At 66.5% G+C, this 20,773-nt stretch carries 15 protein-coding genes; 13 read left to right on the plus strand and 2 right to left on the minus strand.

Going from position 1 to position 20,773, the window contains the following annotated elements; genetic code table 11:
- Positions 1–76 precede the first annotated feature (76 nt).
- From prsT to ASR47_RS18665, 3 genes are read left to right on the plus strand one after another with little or no spacing between them, the layout of a single operon-like run.
- Positions 77–2,839, plus strand: a complete 2,763-nt coding sequence (prsT, locus tag ASR47_RS18655; protein ID WP_065309307.1) for an XrtA/PEP-CTERM system TPR-repeat protein PrsT — start codon at positions 77–79, stop codon at positions 2,837–2,839.
- 3 nt (positions 2,840–2,842) lie between these two features.
- Positions 2,843–5,251 (plus strand): hypothetical protein, encoded by a 2,409-nt coding sequence (locus ASR47_RS18660; RefSeq protein WP_065309308.1) that lies wholly within the window; start codon positions 2,843–2,845, stop codon positions 5,249–5,251.
- Positions 5,248–6,018: a S1 family peptidase gene (locus ASR47_RS18665; protein WP_065309309.1), complete on the plus strand. Its 771-nt coding sequence runs from the start codon at positions 5,248–5,250 to the stop codon at positions 6,016–6,018. Before ASR47_RS18660 ends, ASR47_RS18665 begins: the two co-directional genes overlap by 4 nt.
- Position 6,019: 1 nt before the next feature.
- Here the strand turns inward: ASR47_RS18665 and ASR47_RS18670 are convergent, their stop codons facing one another.
- Positions 6,020–6,766, minus strand: a complete 747-nt coding sequence (locus tag ASR47_RS18670) for an N-acyl amino acid synthase FeeM domain-containing protein (RefSeq protein ID WP_065309310.1) — start codon at positions 6,764–6,766, stop codon at positions 6,020–6,022.
- Between the two features lie 195 nt (positions 6,767–6,961).
- A complete protein-coding gene (locus ASR47_RS18675) occupies positions 6,962–7,585 on the minus strand; it encodes an XrtA/PEP-CTERM system exopolysaccharide export protein (protein WP_065309558.1) in 624 nt (207 codons plus the stop codon).
- A 223-nt stretch (positions 7,586–7,808) separates the two neighbouring features.
- On the opposite strand from ASR47_RS18675, the gene ASR47_RS18680 reads away from it, so the two are divergent.
- From ASR47_RS18680 to ASR47_RS18725, 10 genes are read left to right on the plus strand one after another with little or no spacing between them, the layout of a single operon-like run.
- Entirely contained in the window at positions 7,809–9,338 is a 1,530-nt protein-coding gene (locus ASR47_RS18680) for an XrtA system polysaccharide chain length determinant (protein WP_065309311.1), read from the plus strand.
- 19 nt (positions 9,339–9,357) lie between these two features.
- Positions 9,358–10,200 (plus strand): XrtA-associated tyrosine autokinase, encoded by an 843-nt coding sequence (locus ASR47_RS18685; protein ID WP_245714406.1) that lies wholly within the window; start codon positions 9,358–9,360, stop codon positions 10,198–10,200.
- Positions 10,184–11,707, plus strand: a complete 1,524-nt coding sequence (locus tag ASR47_RS18690; protein WP_082989028.1) for a TIGR03016 family PEP-CTERM system-associated outer membrane protein — start codon at positions 10,184–10,186, stop codon at positions 11,705–11,707. Before ASR47_RS18685 ends, ASR47_RS18690 begins: the two co-directional genes overlap by 17 nt.
- A 9-nt stretch (positions 11,708–11,716) precedes the next feature.
- Positions 11,717–12,859 carry a non-hydrolyzing UDP-N-acetylglucosamine 2-epimerase gene (gene wecB, locus ASR47_RS18695; protein WP_065309313.1) on the plus strand — a complete coding sequence of 381 codons (1,143 nt, stop codon included), beginning with the start codon at positions 11,717–11,719 and terminating at the stop codon, positions 12,857–12,859.
- Positions 12,856–13,704 carry an XrtA system polysaccharide deacetylase gene (locus ASR47_RS18700; RefSeq protein WP_065309314.1) on the plus strand — a complete coding sequence of 283 codons (849 nt, stop codon included), beginning with the start codon at positions 12,856–12,858 and terminating at the stop codon, positions 13,702–13,704. The genes wecB and ASR47_RS18700 overlap by 4 nt, the downstream gene beginning before the upstream one ends.
- Positions 13,704–14,798: a FemAB family XrtA/PEP-CTERM system-associated protein gene (locus ASR47_RS18705; RefSeq protein ID WP_065309560.1), complete on the plus strand. Its 1,095-nt coding sequence runs from the start codon at positions 13,704–13,706 to the stop codon at positions 14,796–14,798. Before ASR47_RS18700 ends, ASR47_RS18705 begins: the two co-directional genes overlap by 1 nt.
- A 2-nt stretch (positions 14,799–14,800) precedes the next feature.
- On the plus strand, positions 14,801–16,066 hold the full coding sequence (locus ASR47_RS18710) for a TIGR03087 family PEP-CTERM/XrtA system glycosyltransferase (protein WP_065309315.1): 1,266 nt from the start codon (positions 14,801–14,803) through the stop codon (positions 16,064–16,066).
- Complete coding sequence (xrtA, locus tag ASR47_RS18715; protein ID WP_082989029.1) at positions 16,063–17,634, plus strand: exosortase A; 1,572 nt, start codon at positions 16,063–16,065, stop codon at positions 17,632–17,634. Before ASR47_RS18710 ends, xrtA begins: the two co-directional genes overlap by 4 nt.
- Positions 17,624–18,829 (plus strand): TIGR03088 family PEP-CTERM/XrtA system glycosyltransferase, encoded by a 1,206-nt coding sequence (locus ASR47_RS18720; protein WP_065309316.1) that lies wholly within the window; start codon positions 17,624–17,626, stop codon positions 18,827–18,829. Before xrtA ends, ASR47_RS18720 begins: the two co-directional genes overlap by 11 nt.
- Before the next feature lie 10 nt (positions 18,830–18,839).
- Entirely contained in the window at positions 18,840–20,768 is a 1,929-nt protein-coding gene (locus tag ASR47_RS18725; RefSeq protein WP_065309317.1) for an XrtA/PEP-CTERM system amidotransferase, read from the plus strand.
- Positions 20,769–20,773 lie beyond the last annotated feature (5 nt).

The following is a 20,773-nucleotide window of genomic DNA, read 5'->3' on the forward strand; positions in this document are numbered from 1 at the left end:
ATCAACAGGCATGCAGCGCAACTTTCCTACCCTGTGCTGTGCCCTTTCCCTGCCAACGCCGCCACCGGAGAATGTCATGCGCAACACCCGTCCCGTGATCAGTATCGCCATGCTGTCGCTGTGCTCCGCCCTGCTGCTGGCCTGCAATGGCGGCCAGAGCAGCGCGAGCCTGCTGGCCGACGCCCAGCTTTACCAGCAAAAAGGCGAACCGCGCGCCGCCATCATCCAGCTGAAAAACCTGCTGCAAAAAGAACCCGATAACGCCCGTGCGCGCTTGCTGCTCGGCAGCATCTATCTCGATACGGGCGACGCCCTGTCGGCGGAAAAGGAATTGCGCAAGGCACAGACCCTGGGCGCGGCCGCGGCTGACGTGCTGCCGCTGCTGGGCAAGGCCTGGCTGATGGCGGGCCAGGTCGATCGGGTACTGAAAGAACTGCCCGGCGACCCGGCGCAGCCGGCCGCCGTGCTGGCCCTGCGTGGCGACGCCTTGCTGGCCCTGGGCCGCCGCGACGAGGCGCGCACACTGTTTGCCGCCATGCAGCAACGCGAGCCGGGCCAGACGGACGCGCTGCTGGGCCTGGCGCGCCTGTCCGCGCTCGAAGGCCAGATCGCCGCCGCACAACTGCTGATCGAGCAGGCCTTGAAGGGCAAGCCGGACAATCTGGAAGCGCTGCGCCTGCAGGGCGACGTACAGCGCCTGCAAGGCAATAGCTCGGCGGCAAGGCTGGCCTACCAGCAGATACTCAAGCTCAAGCCGGACCAGGTGCAGGCGCGCATCGACCTGGCCAATCTCGATATCACGGAAAACAAGTTCGCCGACGCCGCCGCGCAGCTGGCCAGCGCGCGCAAGAGCGCACCGGGCAGCCTGGGCGTGCTGCAGGCGCAGGCCCTGCTCGATTTTCGCCAGGGTAAATTCAAGGCGGCGCTGGAAAACCTGCAACTGGTGCTCAAGGCCGCACCCGAACACATGCCGGCGCTGCTGCTGGCCGGCGCCGTGCAACTGGCGCTGGGCTCGCCGCAGCCGGCCGAAAATTACCTGCAGCCGTTTCTGGCGGCCCATCCCAAACATCTGTATGCGACCAAGATGATGGCCTCGATCGAAATGGGGCGCGGCAAGACCGATGCGGCGATCGACCTGCTGCAGCCCTTGCTGGTGGCGTTTCCCGACGATGTGGAACTGCTGTCGCTGGCGGGCGAAGCACATTTGCGCGCGCGCCATTATGACAAGGCCAGCGGCTACTTCGAGAAAGCCAGCCTGCTGGCGCCGAATACCTCGAAGCTGCACGCGGCGCTGGGGGTGAGCCGCCTGGGCCAGGGCGAAAGCGCACGCGCCGTCAGCGAACTGGAGCGCGCCAGCTTGCTCGACGACAAAACGCCGCAGGCCGGCACCATGCTGGTCATGACTTTGCTGCGCAACAAGGACAATGCCAGGGCGCTGGCCGCCGTGCAGGCGATGGAAAAGCAGCATGGCAGCAATCCACTGGTGCTGAACCTGAAGGGCGGCGTCTACCTGGCGCTTGGCGATCTGCGCGCCGCGCGCGCCAGTTTCGAACAGGCGCTGGCCATCGACGGGCGCTACTTGCCGGCCCTGACCAACCTGGCGCAGATCGACATGGCCGAGAAACAGCCCGAGCGCGCGAAGCAGCGCTATGAGGCGGCCCTGGCCAAGGACAAGAAAAATCCCGATATCGCCGCCGCGCTGGCCAAGCTGGCGGCCTCGCAAGGCAAGCTGGCAGAAGCGCAGCGCTGGCTGGAAAAAGCCCATGCCGACCAGCCCGACGCTGTCGCGCCGGCCCTGCTGCTCAGTAATTTTTACCTGCAAACCGGCGCCACCGACAAGGCCCTGGCGCTGGCGCGCACCTTGCAGGTGGGCCACCCCGACGACAGCGATGCGCTGGCGCTGCGCGCGCAGGTCGAATACAGCGCCGGCGAGGCGCGCGCCGCGCTCGACAGCTACAACAAGCTGGCCACCGTGCAGACCACCTCGGCGCCGCTGCAGATGCGTATTTCCAGCCTGCACCTGGCGCTCGGTGATACGAACAACGCCTTGCAGGCGGCCCGCCGCGCCCAGGCGATCGACCCGGCCCTGCTTGACGCGCAAGTGGTCGAAGTGGCGCTGCTGCTGGACTTGAAGCGCCCGCGCGATGCGCTGGCCGTGGCGCGCAAGGTACAGCAGCAGCAACCGAAGCTGGCCGCCGGCTACAAGCTTGAAGCCGATGTGCTGATGGCGCAACAGCAGCCGCGCGAGGCGATCCGGCTGTATGAACAGGCTTTTCAGATCAGCAGGATCGGACCGCTGCAGGTACAGCTGTACCGCGCCAGCGTGGCCGCCGGCATGGAACAGCAGGCCGACACCCGCATCGGGACCTGGCTCAGGGAGCATCCCGAAGACAAGGCGACGCGCTTGTACCTGGCCGGCGCCAAGCTCAAGGCCAAACAGTACCGCGCCGCCATCGCGCACTACCAGCAGGTAGTGGCAAACGATCCCGGCAATGTGGTGGCGCTCAATGACCTGGCCTGGGCTTACCTGCAAGACAAGGACAGCCGTGCGCTGGCCACCGCCGAGCAGGCGCACCAGCTGGCGCCCGACAATCCGGCCGTGCTCGACACCTTCGGCTGGATCGCGCTCGAGCAGGGCGACACCAAACGCGCCACCGAGCTGCTGCGCCGCGCCGCCAGCCTGGCGCCGAACGCCGCCGAAATTCAATATCACCTGGCGGCGGCGCTGGCCAGGACCGGCGACAAGCCGGCCGCGCGCAAGCGGCTCGAACAACTGCTGGCCGCCAACAAGGACTTCGCGCAGCGCGCCGAGGCCCAGGCCTTGCTGGCCAGGCTCTAGGCTATGCGCATGCTTGCCGCGCGGCTGCTTGCCTTGAGCGCGGGCCTGGCCTGCCTGGCCGCGCTGCGCCAGTATCCGCTGGGCCATGGCTGGCCGGTCTGGCTGCTGTACGCCTTGCTGCCCTGCTATTTCCTGCTGCTGTGCTGGCGGCCCGCGCTGTGGCTGTTCGTTCTGCCGGCCTTGCTGCCGGTGCTGGACCTGGCGCCGTGGACGGGCTGGTTTTTTTTCGAAGAAATCGATCTGCTGCTGTTATTGACGGTCGCTTGCGGCTATGCGCGCTGGCAACCTTCGGCCATGCGGCTGGGCTTGTCGCCGGGCGCGCGCCTGTGGCTGGCCCTGGCGACCATTGCCGCGCTGGCGGCGATGCTGCGCGGCTGGCTGTGGGCGCCACTGCCTGGCGACAACTTGAACGCCTGGAATAATTATTTGAGCCCGTATAACAGCCTGCGCCTGGGCAAGGCCTGGTGCTGGGCCATGCTGTTGCTGCCGCTGCTGCGGCGCGATGGCGCCAGCGATGGCCTGCGCCGCCTGGCGCTGCCCGGTGTGCTCAGCGGCCTGGGCCTGGTGGCCTTGTGCGCACTGTGGGAGCGCGCCGTGTTTCCGGGCGTCTTCAATATGGCCAGCGACTACCGCATCACGGCGCCGTTTTCCGCCATGCATACGGGCGGCGCGGCGCTGGACGGCTATCTGGCCTTGGCCCTGCCGTTTGCGGGGCTGTGGCTGGCCAGGGCGCACACGCGCTTGATGGCGACCGCGGCCTTGCTGCTGCTTGGCCTGGCGCTGCACGCGGCGCTGGCGACGTTTTCGCGTGCCCTGTATGCGGCCATTCCCGTGGCCGCCGTCGCCGGCCTGGCGTGCTGGCAGCTGGCGCAGGGCCGGCAGGGCCGAAAAAAATGGTCGACGCGCCGTGTGGTCGCAGGCCTGCTGCTGGGCGCGGGTGCGGCGGCGCTGCTGGCGTTGATGTTCCATGCGGCAGGCTACCGGGGCCTGCTGGCCGCCACTGTGCTACTGGCGGGCGCCTTTGTGCTGGCCACGCAGGCGCTGCCCTGGCGCCTGGCGCCGGCTTGCCTGCTGTGCGCGCTGGCACTGCAGGCAACCTTGGCGGCGCTGTGGCCGCACCAGCTTGGCCATGGCCTGTTGAAAGCGCCGTATGCGCTGTTCCTGCTGTCGAGCCTGTTGCTCGCGTTCAGCCTGTGGCGCCGGTGGCTGCCGCTGGCCATGATGGCCTTGACCATGATGGCATGCAATACCGCCTGGATAGGCTGGCACTGGGCCGGCGCTGTCGCCTTGCGGCCGGCGGCCCTGGTGCTGCTGCTGGCCGCGCTGCTGCTGCTCAATAGCCGGCTGCGCCTGCCCTTGTGGCGCATGGGACGCGCCAGTGTCAGCATGGCGGCGGCGGCGGCGCTGATGCTGATGCTGGCCATTCCAGTTTCCGCCAGCTACTACGCCAATGAACGCTTTGCCACCACGGCCGGCGACTGGCAGGGCCGGCTGCGCCACTGGCGGCAGGCGCTGGCGATGATGCCTGCCGACTGGACCACCACCGCCTTCGGCATGGGCACGGGCACTTTTCCTGGCAGCTATTTCTGGCGCAATACCCTGGGCGACGTGCCGGCCCGCCTGGCCTATGCGGACGAGGCCGGGGCAGGTAACCGCTATCTGCGCTTGTCGAGTCCCGGCTACCGCGCCGGCTATGGCGAACTGCTGCGCCTGCTGCAACGGGTCAGCGTCCAGCCCGATACCCGCTACGCGCTGGCGCTCGACGTGCGCCGCCATGGCCCGATGCCGGTGCTGCAGTTGAAGCTGTGCCAGCGGCAACTGCTGTATGCACAGTATTGCGTGCATGCGCCGCTGCGCCTGCTGCCAGCGAACATGGCCGCGCCGCATTGGCAACATTATCAACTTTTTATCGACAGCGCGCGCCTCGGTGACGGCGCCTGGCTGCTGCGCGCGCCCGTGCAGCTGGAACTGGCCGCCAGCGGCCTGGCCGATCCGTCGTTTATCGATGTCGACAACCTCAGCCTGCGCGCGCCCGATGGCGAGGAGCTGCTGGCCAATGGCAGCTTCAGCAAAGCCAATAATTACTGGTTTTTCAGCAGCGACCACCATCACCTGCCCTGGCATATCAAGAATCTATGGCTGCATTTGTATGTCGAGTCCGGCGTGTCCGGCCTGCTTTCCATGCTGGGCCTGTGTGTGCTGGCCTGCGCAAATCTGGTACGGCGCGCCGCGCAGGGGCCCGGCGCCCATGGCGCCGCGGCCATGCTGGCCGCGCTGGCCGGCTTTATGGTGATCGGCGTGTTCGACAGCCTGCTCGACGTGCCGCGCATCGCCCTGCTGTTTTATATGCTGCTGCTGTGCGCGCTGCTGCAGCCGTCCCCGCCCCTTGTTCCGGAAAGGTCCCCGCGATGAAAGCCTTGCTCCTGTTGTGTCTGTTAATGCCGTGCGCCGTGCCTGCGGGCCAGGCCCAGGCCCAGAATCAGACCCTGGAACAGATGATCGTGCGCGTCAAGCCGGCCATCGTCGGCATCGGCAGCCATCAGAAGACGCGCACGCCGGCGGTGCAGTTTATCGGCACCGGCTTTGTTACCGGTGACGGCCTGAGCGTGCTGACCTGCGCTCACGTGATCGACAAGCTGCTGGCGGCCAATCCGGCCGAGACCATCGGTATCCTGACGGGCCAGGGCGACGTGGCGCAGTTTCGCGCCGCCAGCGTGCAGGCGCTCGATCCCGAACACGACCTGGCCCTGCTGCGCTTGTCGGGCAGCCCCTTGCCCGCGCTGCAGCTGGGCGACGCGGCCGACGTGCGCGAAGGCCAGGCGATGGCGTTTACAGGCTTTCCGTTGGGCACCTTGCTGGGCCTGCGCCATGTGACGCACCGCGCCACCGTGTCGGCCCTGACGCCAGTGGTGCTGCCCAGCGCAAACGCGCTGCGGCTGGAGCCGAAACGGCTGGCGCAGCTGCAAAAAGCGCCGTACACGGTGTTCCAGCTCGACGCCACGGCCTATCCGGGCAGCAGCGGCAGCCCGCTGTTCGATCCGCAGACGGGCCTGGTCTATGGCATCGTCAACATGGTCTACGTGAAAGGCCTGAAGGAAGCGGCCGTGACCGCCCCGAGCGGCATTACCTATGCCATCCCGGGCCGGCACATGCAAGCCTTGCTACTGAAACATCCATGATTCAGTTACGCCCCTGCCGCAGGCGTTCGGTAATGCCAGGCTCATCCCATGTAGGAAAAAAAAAGGGATAAAACGAGCGTTCGCCACCGTGTTGCTCCATCAGGCCGCCGTATTTGCGGATCTGCTCGCCCATATACGCCAGGTCCAGCCGCAGCAGCACCGCCGGCGCCCCCACCCGCGTGCACTCGCGCTCGCCGCCGAAGTCCTTGAAGCCCAGCATGCGCTTGTAGAACACCACATGGCGCGGATTGACTTCGATCACGTAATCGGTAAAGCCGTGGATATTGTGGGCGTAGATATACGAGATATGGATCAGCGCGGCAAACACGCGCTTGCTGACCCCCTTGTCGATGGCCAGGCGCGACGGCTCGCACAGGCGACGGCCCTGCTCGCGCAGGACGTCGAGCTTGTCGCGGAAGTTGTCGTCGGCCGGCAGCCCGGTTTCCTCGTTATCGAGGCAGAGCGTCATGGTGCCGACGGTATCGCCGGCCGTTTCGGCAAACAGCGTTATTTTATTGAGTGCGTGGGCGATGCCGGGATCGACTGCGTAGCCGCGCCAGCCGTACATCTTGCGGATCAGCAGGCTGGCGGCCTCGCGCCGGCCGCGCGAATTGGCCATGCGGATATGAAAGCGCTGCAAGTCGATTTCATGCTCCATGGCCGGGTCGATCTTGCCTTCGCCCACCACCAGATCGCTCAGCGCGACCGGGCTGTCAAAGGAAATTATGGGGTCATCTTCAAAGCTCATCTTGTCCTCACTGTCGTGGCGGTTCGTCGTAAGACGAACTGATGCCAATGCCATGTGACAAGATCTCTACTGAAGAAGTTCCCAAAATTAGCGGAAAATTCAGAAGAACTTAGCGATATCGTGACTAATTACAAACATAAATTTGCTTTTTTATATGCAACAGCAAATAAAATGTTTTTTTGATATGGCGCAACTTCAAAAGAAACTTTCCGGTATCAGAAGAACGTCGCCGGGCCGCATCATGATGTTGGCGGAAATATCGCCATCGCGCAACAAGTCATCGAGGCGCACGCGCATCTGCTGCTGCCCGCCTTCGCGCACGCGGATCACGCTGGCCTTGTTGCCGGCCGCAAAGTCGGTAATACCGCCGACGGTAATGAGCACGTCCATCAGCGACATGCCCTGCCGATACGGCAAGGCCTGCGGCTTGGCGGCCGCGCCGATCACGCGGATCTGTTCCGCATACGGCCCGGCAAAGTTGGTGACGATCACGGTCACCACCGGCTGCTGGATGAACTTGCCCAGCGCCTGCTCGATATCGCGCGCCAGCTGGGTCGAGGTCTTGCCGCTGGCCATCAAATCTTCCACCAGCGGCGTGGTGATCTTGCCGTCTGGCCGCACCGCCACCGTCAGCGACACTTCCGGGTTGCGCCAGACCAGGATATTGACCGAGTCGCCAGGGCCGATCAGGTAGTCGTGCAGCGGCGCGCTGTCTTCGGGCGGCGCCAGCGCGTGCTGCGTGCGGCAGCCGGCGAGCAGGACGGCGGCGCTGGCGCAGGCCAGGGCGCGGGTAATCAGGGCGCGGCGTAAGACATTCATGCTGGTTTCCTTGAAAAAGATGCGGCCGCGCAAAACCAGGCTGGGCCGGGAACTTCCCATGATTAGGAAAACCGGCCTGGTGTCTCTTGAGGAGTATCAAGAAGCAATCATCTTGGGAAATTTTGTCGCGGCAGCACCCTATACTTTGCTCACTCGACAAGAAAAAAAGCCGTTTTTGCCTTTTCACGCCCTGCACCGTGCACCGTTACCTGAAGGAAGCGATATGGAGGATTTGATACAGCAAGTGCTCTCTGCCCTGAAAGGCATCTGGAAATACCGCTGGCATGCGGTGCTGGTCAGCTGGCTGGTGGCCATCGCCGGCTTCATCAAAGTGATCAGCCTGCCGGACAACTACCAGACCTCGGCGCGCGTGTTTGTCGATACACAAACCATCCTCAAACCCCTGATGGCCGGCATGACCAGCGTGCCCAACACCGAACAGCAAGTGGCCATCATGAGCCGCACCCTGCTCAGCCGTCCCAATGTCGAGCGCGTCATGCGCATGGTCGACCTCGACCTCGATTCGCGCACCGTGCGCGAACACGAAGCCCAGCTCGACGACCTGCTGCGCAATATCAAGATCAGCGGCACCAACGCCTATGACATCTACACCATCAGCTACACGGGGCCGCAGCCGAAGGTGACGCGCGACGTGGTGCAAAGCCTGCTGACCATCTTTGTCGAAGGCAGCTTCCAGGGCAAGAAAGGCGATTCGCAAAAGGCGGTGCAGTTCATCGACGAGCAGATCAAGAACTATGAAGACAAGCTGAGCGCGGCGGAAAACCTGATGAAGGACTTCAAGATCCGCAACAATATGCTGCTGCCGCGCCAGGGTATCGACTACGGCAGCCAGCTGCTGATGATGTCCGACAGCCTCAACAACGCCAAGCTGGAACTGCTGGAAGCGGAACAGTCGCGCAAGGCCATCCAGAGCCAGATCGAGGGTGACGAACCGGTGCTGGATCTGGAACCGACCGCCTCGGCCATCAGCAATCCCGAGCTCGACGAACGCATCGCCACGCTGAATAAAAACCTCGACAGCCTGCGCATGCAGTACACGGAGCTGCATCCCGATATAGTCGCCTCGAAGCGCCTGGTGGCCCAGCTGGAACAGCGCAAGATCGAGGAAAGCAAGCTGCGCTCGGCCTCGGGCGACCCCGGCAAGAACTACAGCCCCATGCTGCAGCAGCTGAAAGTGGCGCTGACCGAGGCCGATGCCAGGGTCGCCGCCATCAAGGCGCGCGTGGCCGAATTCACGGCCCGCAACGAACGGCTGCTGGCGCACAGCAATGCCGTGCCCGAAGTGGAATCGCAACTGGCGCAGCTGAACCGCGACTATGTGATCAACAAGGAAAACTATGAAAAGCTGATCGGCCGGCGCGAGGCGGCCAAGCTGTCGGGTGAACTGAGCTCCACCACCGACATGATGGCCTTCAAGATCATCGACCCGCCGACGGTGCCGCTGTCGCCGGTCGGCCCGAACCGCCCGCTGCTGTTCAGCGTGGCGCTGGCGGCGGCGCTGGTGGCCGGCGTGGCCGCAGCCCTGCTGATCAGCCAGATCCGGCCGACCTTCCTCAGTCCGTCCGAACTGCGCGACGCCACCGGCCTGACAGTGCTGGGCACGGTGGCGATGAACTGGACCGAGAGGCAGCAGACGCGCCAGCGCCGCGCCCGCTATGCCTTCAGCGCCTGCCTGGGCAGCCTGTTCATGCTGTACGGCGGCGTGGTGGCGGCCGCCTTGCTCAAATTCTAGCCGCTCTGGCATGGGAGACATGATGGATACCAACGCAAACGACGCACGCCAGCCCGACAATGGCGCACCGCTGGAAGTGGCGGAAACGGCGATCCCTTACGCGGTCGACGCCACCGCGGACACCACCCCGGCCTCGCCCAACTACCGCGCGCTGAACCTGGCCAAGCTGCAGGCCCAGGGCATGGTCACCCACGACGGCGGGCGCACCTCGGTGGCCGAAGACTTTCGCATCATCAAGCGCCCGCTGCTGCGCAATGCGCGCGCCACCGGCCCCGACGCCATCCGCCACGGCAACCTGATCGTCGTCACCAGCGCCATGCCCGGCGAGGGCAAGACCTACTGCGCCGTCAACCTGGCCATGAGCATCGCCATGGAAATGGACATGACGGTGCTGCTGGTCGATGCCGACGTGGCGCGCCCATCGGTGCTGAAAGTGCTGGGCCTGCCAGCCGAACCGGGGCTGATGGACGTGCTGCTTGACGAACGCCTGGCAATGTCGGACGTGATCCTCAAGACCAATGTCGCCACCCTGAGCATTTTGCCGGCCGGGCGCAGCAACAAGCACGCCACGGAACTGCTGGCCAGCCGGGCCATGAGCCGCATGCTCAGCGAAATTGCCAGCCGCTACGCCGACCGCATCGTCGTCTTCGATTCGCCGCCGCTGTTGATCACCAGCGAAGCGCACGCGCTGGTCGGTCAGATGGGCCAGGTGGTGATGGTGGTCGAAGCCGAAACCACCACCCAGCATGCGGTCAAGGAAGCGTTGCGCCAGATCGAATCGTGCGAACACATCAACCTGATCTACAACAAGACCAAGGGCTTTCCGGGCAACGAATACTACGGTTATGGCTATTACGACTAGCCCGGCCCGCGCGCTGGCGCCGTGGCTGCTGCTGATGATGGCGCCACCGGCGTCGGCCCTGGACTGGCTGGTGGCGCCTTCGCTGCGCCTGCGCGAGAGTTATACCGACAACGCCCTGCTGGCCCCGCCGGGCCAGGAAAAATCCGACTTCATCACCGAAATCGCGCCGGCCATCGCCGTGATCGCCAGCGGCCCGCGCCTGCAGCTACACCTCGACGCCAGCTGGCGCAAGTTCCTGTCGCGCCAGCGCGCCGACTCCGACACCGTGCAACTGCAGGCCGGCGCCAATTCCGAACTGCTGCGCGACTGGCTGTACCTGGACGGCCACGCCAGCGTCAGCCGCCAGAACGTGTCGCCGTTCGGTGCGCCCGTGATCGACGTGCTGCCCGACAGCAGCAACCAGAGCACCGTGCGCGCCACCGTCGTCAGCCCGTATCTGCGCCACCGTTTCCAGGGTTTCGGCACGGCCGAAGCGCGCTATACGCGCGCCGATGTGTCGAGCGAAAACAACTTGCTGTCTACCCATAGCGACGAATTGCAAGTGCTGTTCGGCGGCGAGCCGCGCGGCCGCGGCTGGACCTGGAACGCCAGTTATGATGTGCGCCGCACCGAAGACAGCATGCTGCCGCCGCAGCGCAAGGAGCGCGCCAGCGTCGGCCTGCGCTATCCGTTCAGCCGCACCTGGTCGGGCACGGCCAGCGTCGGCACGGAAAAGGAAGGCTATGAAGCGAGCAACGGACGCAATCCGCAAGGGCGGTTCTGGTCGCTGGGCGGGGTGTGGACGCCATCGCCGCGCACCAGCGTGGCGTTCAGCACCGGGCGCCGCTTCTTCGGCCAGACCTACAGCCTGGACGCGCGTTTTTTGCAGCGCCACAACAACTGGTCGCTGCAATACAGCGAAGATATCACCACCTTGCCGGCGCAATTGCTGCGCCTGGGCGACAGCGACGCGGCCGGCCTGCTCGATCAATTGTGGCGCGGCATCTTTCCCAACGCACAAGAACGGCGTTTGCGCATCGACGCATTTTTGCGCTACGCCAACGCACAGGGTCCGCAACTGGGCGGCTTCAATTACTTCAGCCACCGTTACTACCTGCAAAAGCAGCTGAAACTGAATATGGTGCGCGCCACGCCGAAAAGCACCTTGATTTTGGGCCTGTCGGCGATCGACCGCACGGCGCAGACCAATAGCGGCGTCGACAGCGGCTTGCTGCCCGATATCGACCTCAGCACCTCGGATCGCACGCGCCAGCTGGGCGCCAGCGCCGGCTGGAGCTGGCGCGCCTCCTCGCGCGGCAGCGTCAATGTGCAGGCCGGTTACGCCAGCGCCCGCTCGCTCAGCGTGCCACGGCGCGACGACAACCTGACGTTCTCGGCCGGCTACAGCCGCGTGCTGCGCGCCAACCTGACGGCGGCCATCGACGTACGCCGCACCCAGCACCGCAGCAACCGCGGCGGTGACTTTCGCGAAAACGGCGTCAGCGCCACGCTCACCATGCGCTTCTGAGGAGACCCCATGCACCCTGTCCTGCCATCGCCCCGTCCCCATCTGCTGTGCATCGTGGCCGCGCGGCCCAACCTGATGAAAATGGCGCCGATCCTGGCCGCGTTTGCCAGGCTGGCGCCGCAGGTACGCATCAGCCTGGTCCATACCGGCCAGCATTACGATACCGCCATGAATGCCCAGGTGTTCGCCGACCTGGGCCTGCGCGAACCCGATCTCAACCTGGAAGTGGGCTCGGGCAGCCACGCGCAGCAAACCGCCGAGATCATGCGCCGCTATGAGCCGGTGCACCAGGACCTGGCGCCGCACGCCGTGCTGGTGGTGGGCGACGTCAATTCCACCGTCGCCTGCGCGCTGGTGGCGGCCAAGCTGGGCACGCCCGTGATCCATGTCGAGGCCGGCTTGCGCAGCGGCGACCGCGCCATGCCCGAAGAGATCAACCGCGTGCTGACCGATCAATTGTCGGATCTGTTGTTTACCAGCGAAGCGGGGGCGCGCGCCAATCTGCTGCGCGAAGGCATCGCGCAAGAACGCATCCATTTTGCCGGCAACGTCATGATCGACAGCCTGCTGCGCCAGTTGCCCGAGGCCGTGCCGCCGCTTGTCAGCCTGCGGGCCCACGGCCACGATTGTCCGGCCACCTATGGCCTGCTGACCTTGCACCGGCCATCGAACGTCGATGACGCCGGTCGCCTGGCCGCGCTGATGGACGCGATGTGCGGCCTGTCGTCGCAGCTGCCGCTGCTGTTTCCCGTCCATCCGCGCACGCGCGCCATGCTGGAAAAAACCGGGCTGGAGCGGCGGCTGCGCGAACACGCCATCGTGCTGCTGCCGCCGCTGGGTTATCTGGAAATGCTGGGCCTGATGCAGGGTGCGCGGCTGGTGCTGACCGATTCGGGCGGCATCCAGGAAGAAACCACGGCGCTGGGCGTGCCCTGCCTGACCTTGCGCGACAATACCGAGCGCCCCGTCACGGTCGACGAAGGCAGCAATACCCTCGCCGGCACCGACCCGGCGGCCATCGTCTCGCTGGCGCGCCAGGTGCTGCGCACGGGCGGCAAGCGCGGCCGCATTCCGCAACACTGGGATGGCCACGCGGCCGAACGCATCGCCACGGCCACCGTGCAGTGGTTTGCCGAACGCCTGGCGCCATGAACGCGAGCGCGCAGCGCAATGCGCTGACCATCGATGTCGAGGACTATTTCCAGGTCTCCGCCTTTGCGCCCCATATTGCGCGCGGCGACTGGCCGCGCCTGGAGTGCCGGGTCGAAGCCAATGTCGAGCGCATCCTGCGGCTGCTGGACGACCAGGGCATCCATGCCACCTTCTTTACCCTGGGCTGGATCGCCGAGCGCTATCCGGCCATGCTGCGCCGCATTGCCGCGGCCGGCCATGAAGTGGCCAGCCACGGCCACGCCCATCTGCGCGCCTCGCAGCAGTCGCGCCTGGAATTCCTGCACGATGTGGTGCAAAGCAAGACCATCCTCGAGCAACTGACGGGCCAGCCCGTGCTCGGCTACCGTGCGCCCAGCTTTTCCATCGGCGCGGCCAATCTGTGGGCCTTCGATGTGCTGCGCGAAGCGGGCTACCGCTACAGTTCCAGCATCTACCCGATCCGCCACGACCACTACGGCATGCCGGACGCGCCGCGCTTTGCCTGGCGTCCGCGCGGCATGGACGGCGTGCTGGAACTGCCCGTCAGCACGGCGCGCCTGGGCCGTCACAACTTCCCGGCCGGCGGCGGCGGCTACTTCCGCCTGCTGCCCTACCCATTGTCGCGCTGGCTCTTGCGCCGCATCAATTCACGCGATGGCCAGGCTGGCATATTCTATTTTCACCCTTGGGAGCTCGATCCGGGGCAACCGCGACCTGCCGGCCTGAGCCGCAAGACACGCTTCCGGCACTACCTGAACCTGGGGCGCATGGAAGCGCGGCTGGCGCGCCTGACGAGCGATTTTGCCTGGGACCGCATGGACCGTATTTTTCTAGAGGGCGCATGATGCATGAGGCACACCACACAGGCGACAGCGCGGCGGACGTGATCGCCGCCGCCCAGCGCAGCAGCGCGATCACGGTGCGCGCCTTGCTGCCGCAAGACCATGGCCGCTGGGACGCGTTCGTGCACAGCTGTCCCGACGCCACCTTTTTCCACCGCGCCGGCTGGCACACCATCATGGAGCAAGGCTTCGGCCACGACGGCCATTTCCTGTATGCCGAACAGAATGGCCGCATCCTCGGCGTGCTGCCGCTGGTGCACATGCGCGGTCTGCTGTGCGGCAAGGCGCTGGTGTCGCTTCCCTTTTGCGTGTATGGCGGCATTGCCGCCGTCGACCTGCAGGCCAGGCGCGCGCTCGACGCGCGGGCCCAGCACCTGGCGCGCGAGCTGGCCGTGGGCCACCTGGAATACCGCCAGCGCGACGGCGTCATCGCCGAGGGCTGGCAGGGCAAGCCGCTGTACGCCACTTTCCGCAAGACCTTGCTGGCGGACGACGAGCGGAACCTGCTGGCGATCCCGCGCAAGCAGCGCGCCGTGCTGCGCAAGGCCATCGCCGCCGGCCTGCACAGCGCCGTCGACTATGATCTGGAACACTTCTTTCCCCTGTATGCGGCCAGCGTGCACCGGCTCGGCACGCCCGTGTTTGCGCGCCGCCACTTTGCCCTGCTGCGCACGGTGTTCGGCAACGATTGCGACATCCTCACCGTCTACCAGGACCAGCAGGCGCAGGCCAGCGTGCTGTCGTTCTATTTCCGCGGCGAGGTACTGCCTTATTATGGCGCCGGCAGCCTGCTGGCGCGCAGCAGCGGCGCCAACGACTTCATGTACTGGGAACTGATGCGCCGCGCCGGCGCCCGTGGCGTGCGCCAGTTCGACTTCGGCCGCAGCAAGGCCGGCACCGGCGCCTATGACTTCAAAAAGAACTGGGGCTTTGCGCCGCAGCCGCTGCCGTATGCCTACAAGCTGATCGGCGCGAACGCGCTGCCTGACGTCAATCCCCTCAATCCCAGATACGCGCTGTTCATCCGCGCCTGGCGCCGCCTGCCGCTGCCGCTGGCCAACCTGCTGGGGCCGCATCTTGTGCGGCAGCTGGGCTAGCCATGCGCGAACTGCTCTTCCTGACCCACCGCCTGCCGTATCCGCCCAACAAGGGCGACAAGATCCGTTCATGGCACATGCTGCAATACCTGAGCCGGCACTTCCGCGTGCACCTGGGCTGCTTTATCGACGATGAAACAGACTGGCAATACACGCGCCAGGTGGCCGAGCTGTGCGCCAGCACACGCTTTGTCGGCTTGCGTTTGACGGCGGCGCGCGGGCGCGCCATGCAGGCGCTGCTGTGCGGCCAGTCCATGAGCGTGCGGTACTACCGCGACGCGCGCCTGCTGGAATGGGTCGACGGCGTGCTGTCCGCCGGCAAAGTACGCCACGCGCTGGCGTTTTCCGGCCCGATGGCGCAGTTTATCGATGGCAGCGGCGCGCGCCACCTGCACCGCGTGATCGACTTTGTCGACGTCGACTCCGACAAATGGCGCCAGTTTGGCGAGAGCAAGCCATGGCCCCTGTCTCAGCTGTACCGGCGCGAGTCGCAGATGCTGCTGCAGTACGAACGCCATATCGCGCAGCAGTTTGCCGCCGCCAGTTTTGTCTCGGAGGCCGAGGCGGCCCTGTTTCGCCTGTGCGCGCCGATGGCGCGGCGCAAGACGCACCACTTCAATAACGGCGTCGACAGCGCCTACTTCGCGCCCGGGGCGTGCGCCACCTCGCCGTATCCGCCCGGCGCGCAGGTACTGGTATTTACCGGCGCCATGGACTACTGGCCCAATATCGACGCGGTGCAATGGTTCGTGCGCCATGTCTGGCCGGCCCTGCGGCGCCAGTTTCCGCAGCTGCGCTTCTATATCGTCGGCAGCCGCCCTGCGCCGCGCGTGCAGGCGCTGGCCAGGGTGGCCGGCGTGATCGTCACCGGCGCGGTCGACGATATCCGGCCCTACCTGGCCGGCGCCACCCTGGCGGTGGCTCCGCTGCGCATTGCGCGCGGCGTGCAGAACAAGGTCCTCGAAGCGATGGCGATGGGCAAAATCGTGCTGGCCTCGCCGCAGGCGCTCGAAGGCATCAGCGCCCAGCCTGGGCTGGAACTGCTGCTGGCGCGCGACGAGGCCGAGTTCATCCACCATGCCGCGCGCGTGCTGCGCGCCGCCGACGCCGACCTCGGCATGGGCAAGGCCGCGCGCCGGCTGATCCTGCAGCACTATCACTGGGAGCGCAATTTGCAGGACCTGGGCGCCATGCTCGACATCAAGCCGGCCGATGCGCTTCCAGGTATCGCCAGCCCACCGCCCGTGCCAGCGCAGGAAACGCCATGAAGCTCGCCGAGCGCACGGTCGCTGCCAGCCTGCCGGCGCCGCCAGCGCAAGCGGCGCGCGCCACGCCCGGCCTGGGCCTGCGCGCGCTGCTGCTGGCAATCGCCATCATCGTGCCGCTGTACCACGCTACCTTCTGGGGCATGGCCGAAGTATGGTCGCGCTCGCAGACCTTCGCCCATGGCTTTTTGATCGTGCCGATCAGCCTGTACCTTTGCTGGCGCCAGCGCGCGCGGCTGGCCGCGCTGCCGCCGCGCCCGTCGCTGGCGGGCTTGCTGCTGCTGCTGCTGCTGGGCGTGGCCTGGCTGCTGGCCGACCTGGCCTACGTGCAGGTGGCCGAGCAATACGCGGCCACCGCCATGCTGCCGGCCGCGGTGCTGGCCATCCTGGGCTGGCCGGCCATGCGCGTGCTGGCTTTTCCGCTCGCGTATCTGCTGCTGGCCGTGCCGTTTGGCGAAGTGTTCCTGCCGCCGCTGATCGATTTTACGGCCAGCTTCACGGTCGGCGCCCTGCATCTGTCCGGCGTGCCCGTGTTCAGGGATGGCAACTATTTTTCTCTACCGACGGGCAACTGGTCGGTGGTCGAGGCGTGCAGCGGCCTGCGCTATGTGATCGCCTCGCTGGCCCTCGGTGCGCTGTTTGCGCATTTGCACTTTCGCAGCCTGGGCCGGCGCCTGGCCGTCATGGCTTGCGCGCTGCTGGTGCCCATCCTGGCCAATGGCGTACGCGCCTGGCTGATCGTCATGCTGGGCCACCACAGCAACATGCGTCTGGCCGTCGGCGTCGATCACCTGGTGTATGGCTGGCTGTTCTTTGGCGTGGTGATGCTGCTGCTGTTCCTGCTCGCCAGCCGCTGGCGCGAACGCATGCCGGTCCTGACCCTGGCCGCCAGCGCACCGGCCGCGCCGCCAGCGCGCACGGCCCCGCGCGCCGCCATCAAGGCCGCCGCGGCCTGCGTGCTGATCGCCGGCGCCTGGCCAGCGCTGGCCTGGCGCAGCGAGGAAGCAGCGCCGCTGGCGGGCCGCCCGCCGGCCGTGCTGGCCCTGTCCACGCCGCCGGGCTGGCGCCTGGTCGATCACCGTACGCCCGACTGGAGTGCCACGCTGGCGGGCGCGCCGCTGCGCCTGGACGCCAGCTATGCACAGGGCGCGCCGCAAGTGAGCGTGCAGCTGGCCTGGTATGCGCGCCAGGCGCGCAATGCCGAACTGCTGACGCACCAGGTCACGCCTTATGGCGCGCGCTGGTTGCCGCTGGCCCAAGAAACGCGGCACTTGCAGCTGCAGGGACGCAGCGTGCAGGTGCATGAAACCGTGCTGGCCCACGGTAGCGAACGGGTGCTGGTGTGGCGCAGCTACCAGCAGGGCGGCGTGCTGACGGCCAGACCGGCAGTGGTCAAAATGCTGCTGGCCAAAGGCAAGCTGCTGGGCGAGCGGCAGGACGGCGCCGACATCATGGTCTCCAGCGCCTACGACGAGCTGGCGCCACCGCCGCGCGCCCGGCTGCAAGCGTATCTGCAGGCGGCGCTGCCGGCCATCGAACAGGCACTGCGGGAGCTGTCGCATGCGCCATGACCCTGCCGCGATCCCCCCGGCGGCCGGCGCGGCGCCGCTGATCGTGCATATCATCCATCAGCTCGACGTGGGCGGCCTGGAAAACGGCCTGGTCAACCTGATCAACCATATGCCGCCCGGGCGCTACCGGCACGCCATCGTGTGCCTGACAAACGCCACCGCCTTCCGCCAGCGCCTGACCGCGCCCGGCGTCGACGTCATCGGCCTGGACAAGCGCGAAGGCAAGGACCCTGCGCATTACCTGCGTTTGTACCGGCTGCTGCGGCAATTGCGGCCCAGCCTGGTGCATACGCGCAACCTCGCCTGCATTGAGGCGCAGCTGCTGGCCGCCCTCGCCGGCGTGCCGCTGCGCGTGCATGGCGAGCATGGGCGCGACATCAACGACCTGCAGGGCACCAACCGCAAATACCGGCTGCTGCGCAAGTTGATGCGCCCGCTGATCCAGCATTTCATCGCCGTCAGCTTCGACCTGGGTCAGTGGCTGGTGCAGGCCATCGGTGCGCCGCCCGCCAGGGTCAGCCATATCGGCAACGGCGTCGACAGCGTGCAGTTTCATCCACGCCTGGGGCCGCCTGCCGTGATCGGGCCGCCCGGCTTCCTGTGCCATGGCGCCTTTGTGATCGGCAGCGTGGGCCGCATGGCGGCCGTGAAGGACCAGTTATCATTGGTGCAAGCTTTTTTACTGCTGCTGCAAAAGGTCGAGCCGCACGAGCGCGCGCGCCTGCGCCTGATGATCATCGGCGACGGCCCATGCCGCCAGCCCTGCCTGGACCTGCTGGCCCAGGCAGGCGTGCAGCACCTGGCCTGGCTGCCCGGCGCGCGCGACGACGTGGCGCAGTTGCTGCGCGCGATGGACGTCTTCGTGCTGCCCTCGCTGGCCGAAGGCAGCTCCAACACCATCCTCGAAGCGATGGCCAGCGGCCTGCCGGTGGTGGCCACCGAAGTGGGTGGCAATGCGGAACTGGTGCAGCCGGGCTGGAGCGGTGCGCTGGTGCCGCCTCGCGCACCCGGGCTGCTGGCCTGCGTCCTGCTTGACTATTACCGCTCACCCGAGCTGGGCCAGCGCCATGGCGCGCGCGGCCGGCGCCTGGTACTGGCAGAACACAGCCTGGCGGCCATGGCCGGCGCCTACCTGGCCGTGTATGACCGCCTGACGGGCGCCGAAGCGCCTTCCCCGCTCTCCACCTTCCCCTGAAAGGACGTCCATGTGTGGCATCGTCGGCATTTTTGATCTGCAAGGCCAGCGCGACATTGACGCCGCGCTGCTGGCGCGCCTGACCAGCAGCCTGCGCCACCGCGGCCCGGACGAGGACGGCATGCACCGCGAACCGGGCCTGGGTCTCGGTCACCGGCGCTTGTCCGTGATCGACCTGGCCAGCGGCCAGCAGCCGCTGTTCAATGCCGACCGCAGCGTGGCCATCGTCTTCAATGGCGAAATCTACAACTATCGCACGCTGATGGCCGAATTGCGCCAGTTCGGCCATCAGTTTCGCACCAGCAGCGACACGGAAGTGATCGTGCATGCATGGGAACAATGGGGCGAACAGTGCGTGCAGCGCCTGCGCGGCATGTTCGCGTTCGCCCTGTGGGACCGCCGGCGCCACCAGCTGTTCCTGGCGCGCGACCGGCTCGGCGTCAAGCCCTTGTACTATGGCGAACTGACCGACGGCACTGTTGCCTTCGGCTCCGAACTCAAGGCGCTGCTGTCCCACCCGGCCATGCCGCGCGCACTCGATCCGCTGGCGGTGGAAGACTATTTTGCGTATGGCTACGTGCCCGAGCCGCGCAGCATCTTTCGCCATGCTCACAAGCTGCCGCCGGGACACACCTTATCCATCCGCGCCGGCCAGCCGCTGCCGGCGCCGCGCCAGTACTGGGACGTGCCGTTCGTGCCGCATGCGCCAGGCAGCGAAGCGCAGGCGGCCGACGAACTGCTGGCGCGCCTGCGCGAAGCGGTGCGCATCCGCATGGTGGCCGAAGTGCCGCTGGGCGCGTTTTTGTCGGGCGGCGTCGATTCGAGCGCGGTGGTGGCCATGATGGCCAGCGCAAGCACGGCGCCGGTCAATACCTGCTCGATCTCGTTTGGCGACCCTGCCTACAACGAAGCCCAATATGCCAGCATGGTGGCGCGCCGCTATGGCACCTTGCACCATGCGCAAAAGGTCGAGGCCGACGATTTCGAGCTGATCGACCAGCTGGCCACTTTGTACGACGAGCCGTTCGCCGACAGCTCGGCCATGCCCACCTACCGCGTGTGCCAATTGGCGCGCCGGCGCGTCACGGTGGCGCTGTCGGGCGATGGCGGCGACGAAAGCCTGGCCGGCTACCGGCGCTACAACCTGCATGCGCGCGAAGAAAAAGTACGCGCCATGTTGCCCCTGGGCTTGCGCCAGCCGCTGTTCGGCACCTTGGGACGGCTGTATCCGAAGGCGGACTGGGCGCCGCGCTTCCTGCGCGCCAAGACCACCTTCGAAGGCCTGGCGCGCGACACCACCGACGCCTATTTCCACAGCGTCAGCATCCTCGGCGACACCCTGCGCCGGCGCCTGTTCAGCCGGGATCTGCGGCGCGATCTGCAAGGCTACCACGCGGTGGAAGTGCTGCGCCGCCATGCGCTGGCCAGCCCGGCGCAGGATGCCTTGTCGCAAGTGCAATACCTGGACCTGAAAACCTATCTGCCAGGCGACATACTCACCAAGGTCGACCGCGCCAGCATGGCGCACGCGCTGGAAGTGCGCTCGCCGCTGCTCGACCATGAGCTGGTGGAATGGATGTCGGGCCTGCCGACGCAACTGAAACTGCGCGGCGGCACCGGCAAATACCTGCTGAAAAAAGCGCTGCGCCCGCTGCTGCCCGACGACTTGCTGTACCGCCAGAAAATGGGCTTTTCCGTGCCGCTGGCCGACTGGCTGCGCGGTCCGCTGCGCGAACGCCTGCAACAACGGCTGACCAGCCCGGTGATGGCGCAATCGGGCCTGTTCGACATGGACACGATCGCCCAACTGATCGAGCAGCATGGCACGGGCCGGCGCGACCATAGCGCGCCGCTGTGGTCGCTGCTGATGTTCGAGTCCTTCCTGCGCCAGGTACTGCCGCTGCCCGCCGCCAACGCGCGCGAACTGGCCACCGCCTAGAACTT

Origin of the sequence: Janthinobacterium psychrotolerans (genome assembly GCF_001677885.1) — a bacterium.
GTDB lineage: Bacteria > Pseudomonadota > Gammaproteobacteria > Burkholderiales > Burkholderiaceae_D > Janthinobacterium > Janthinobacterium psychrotolerans.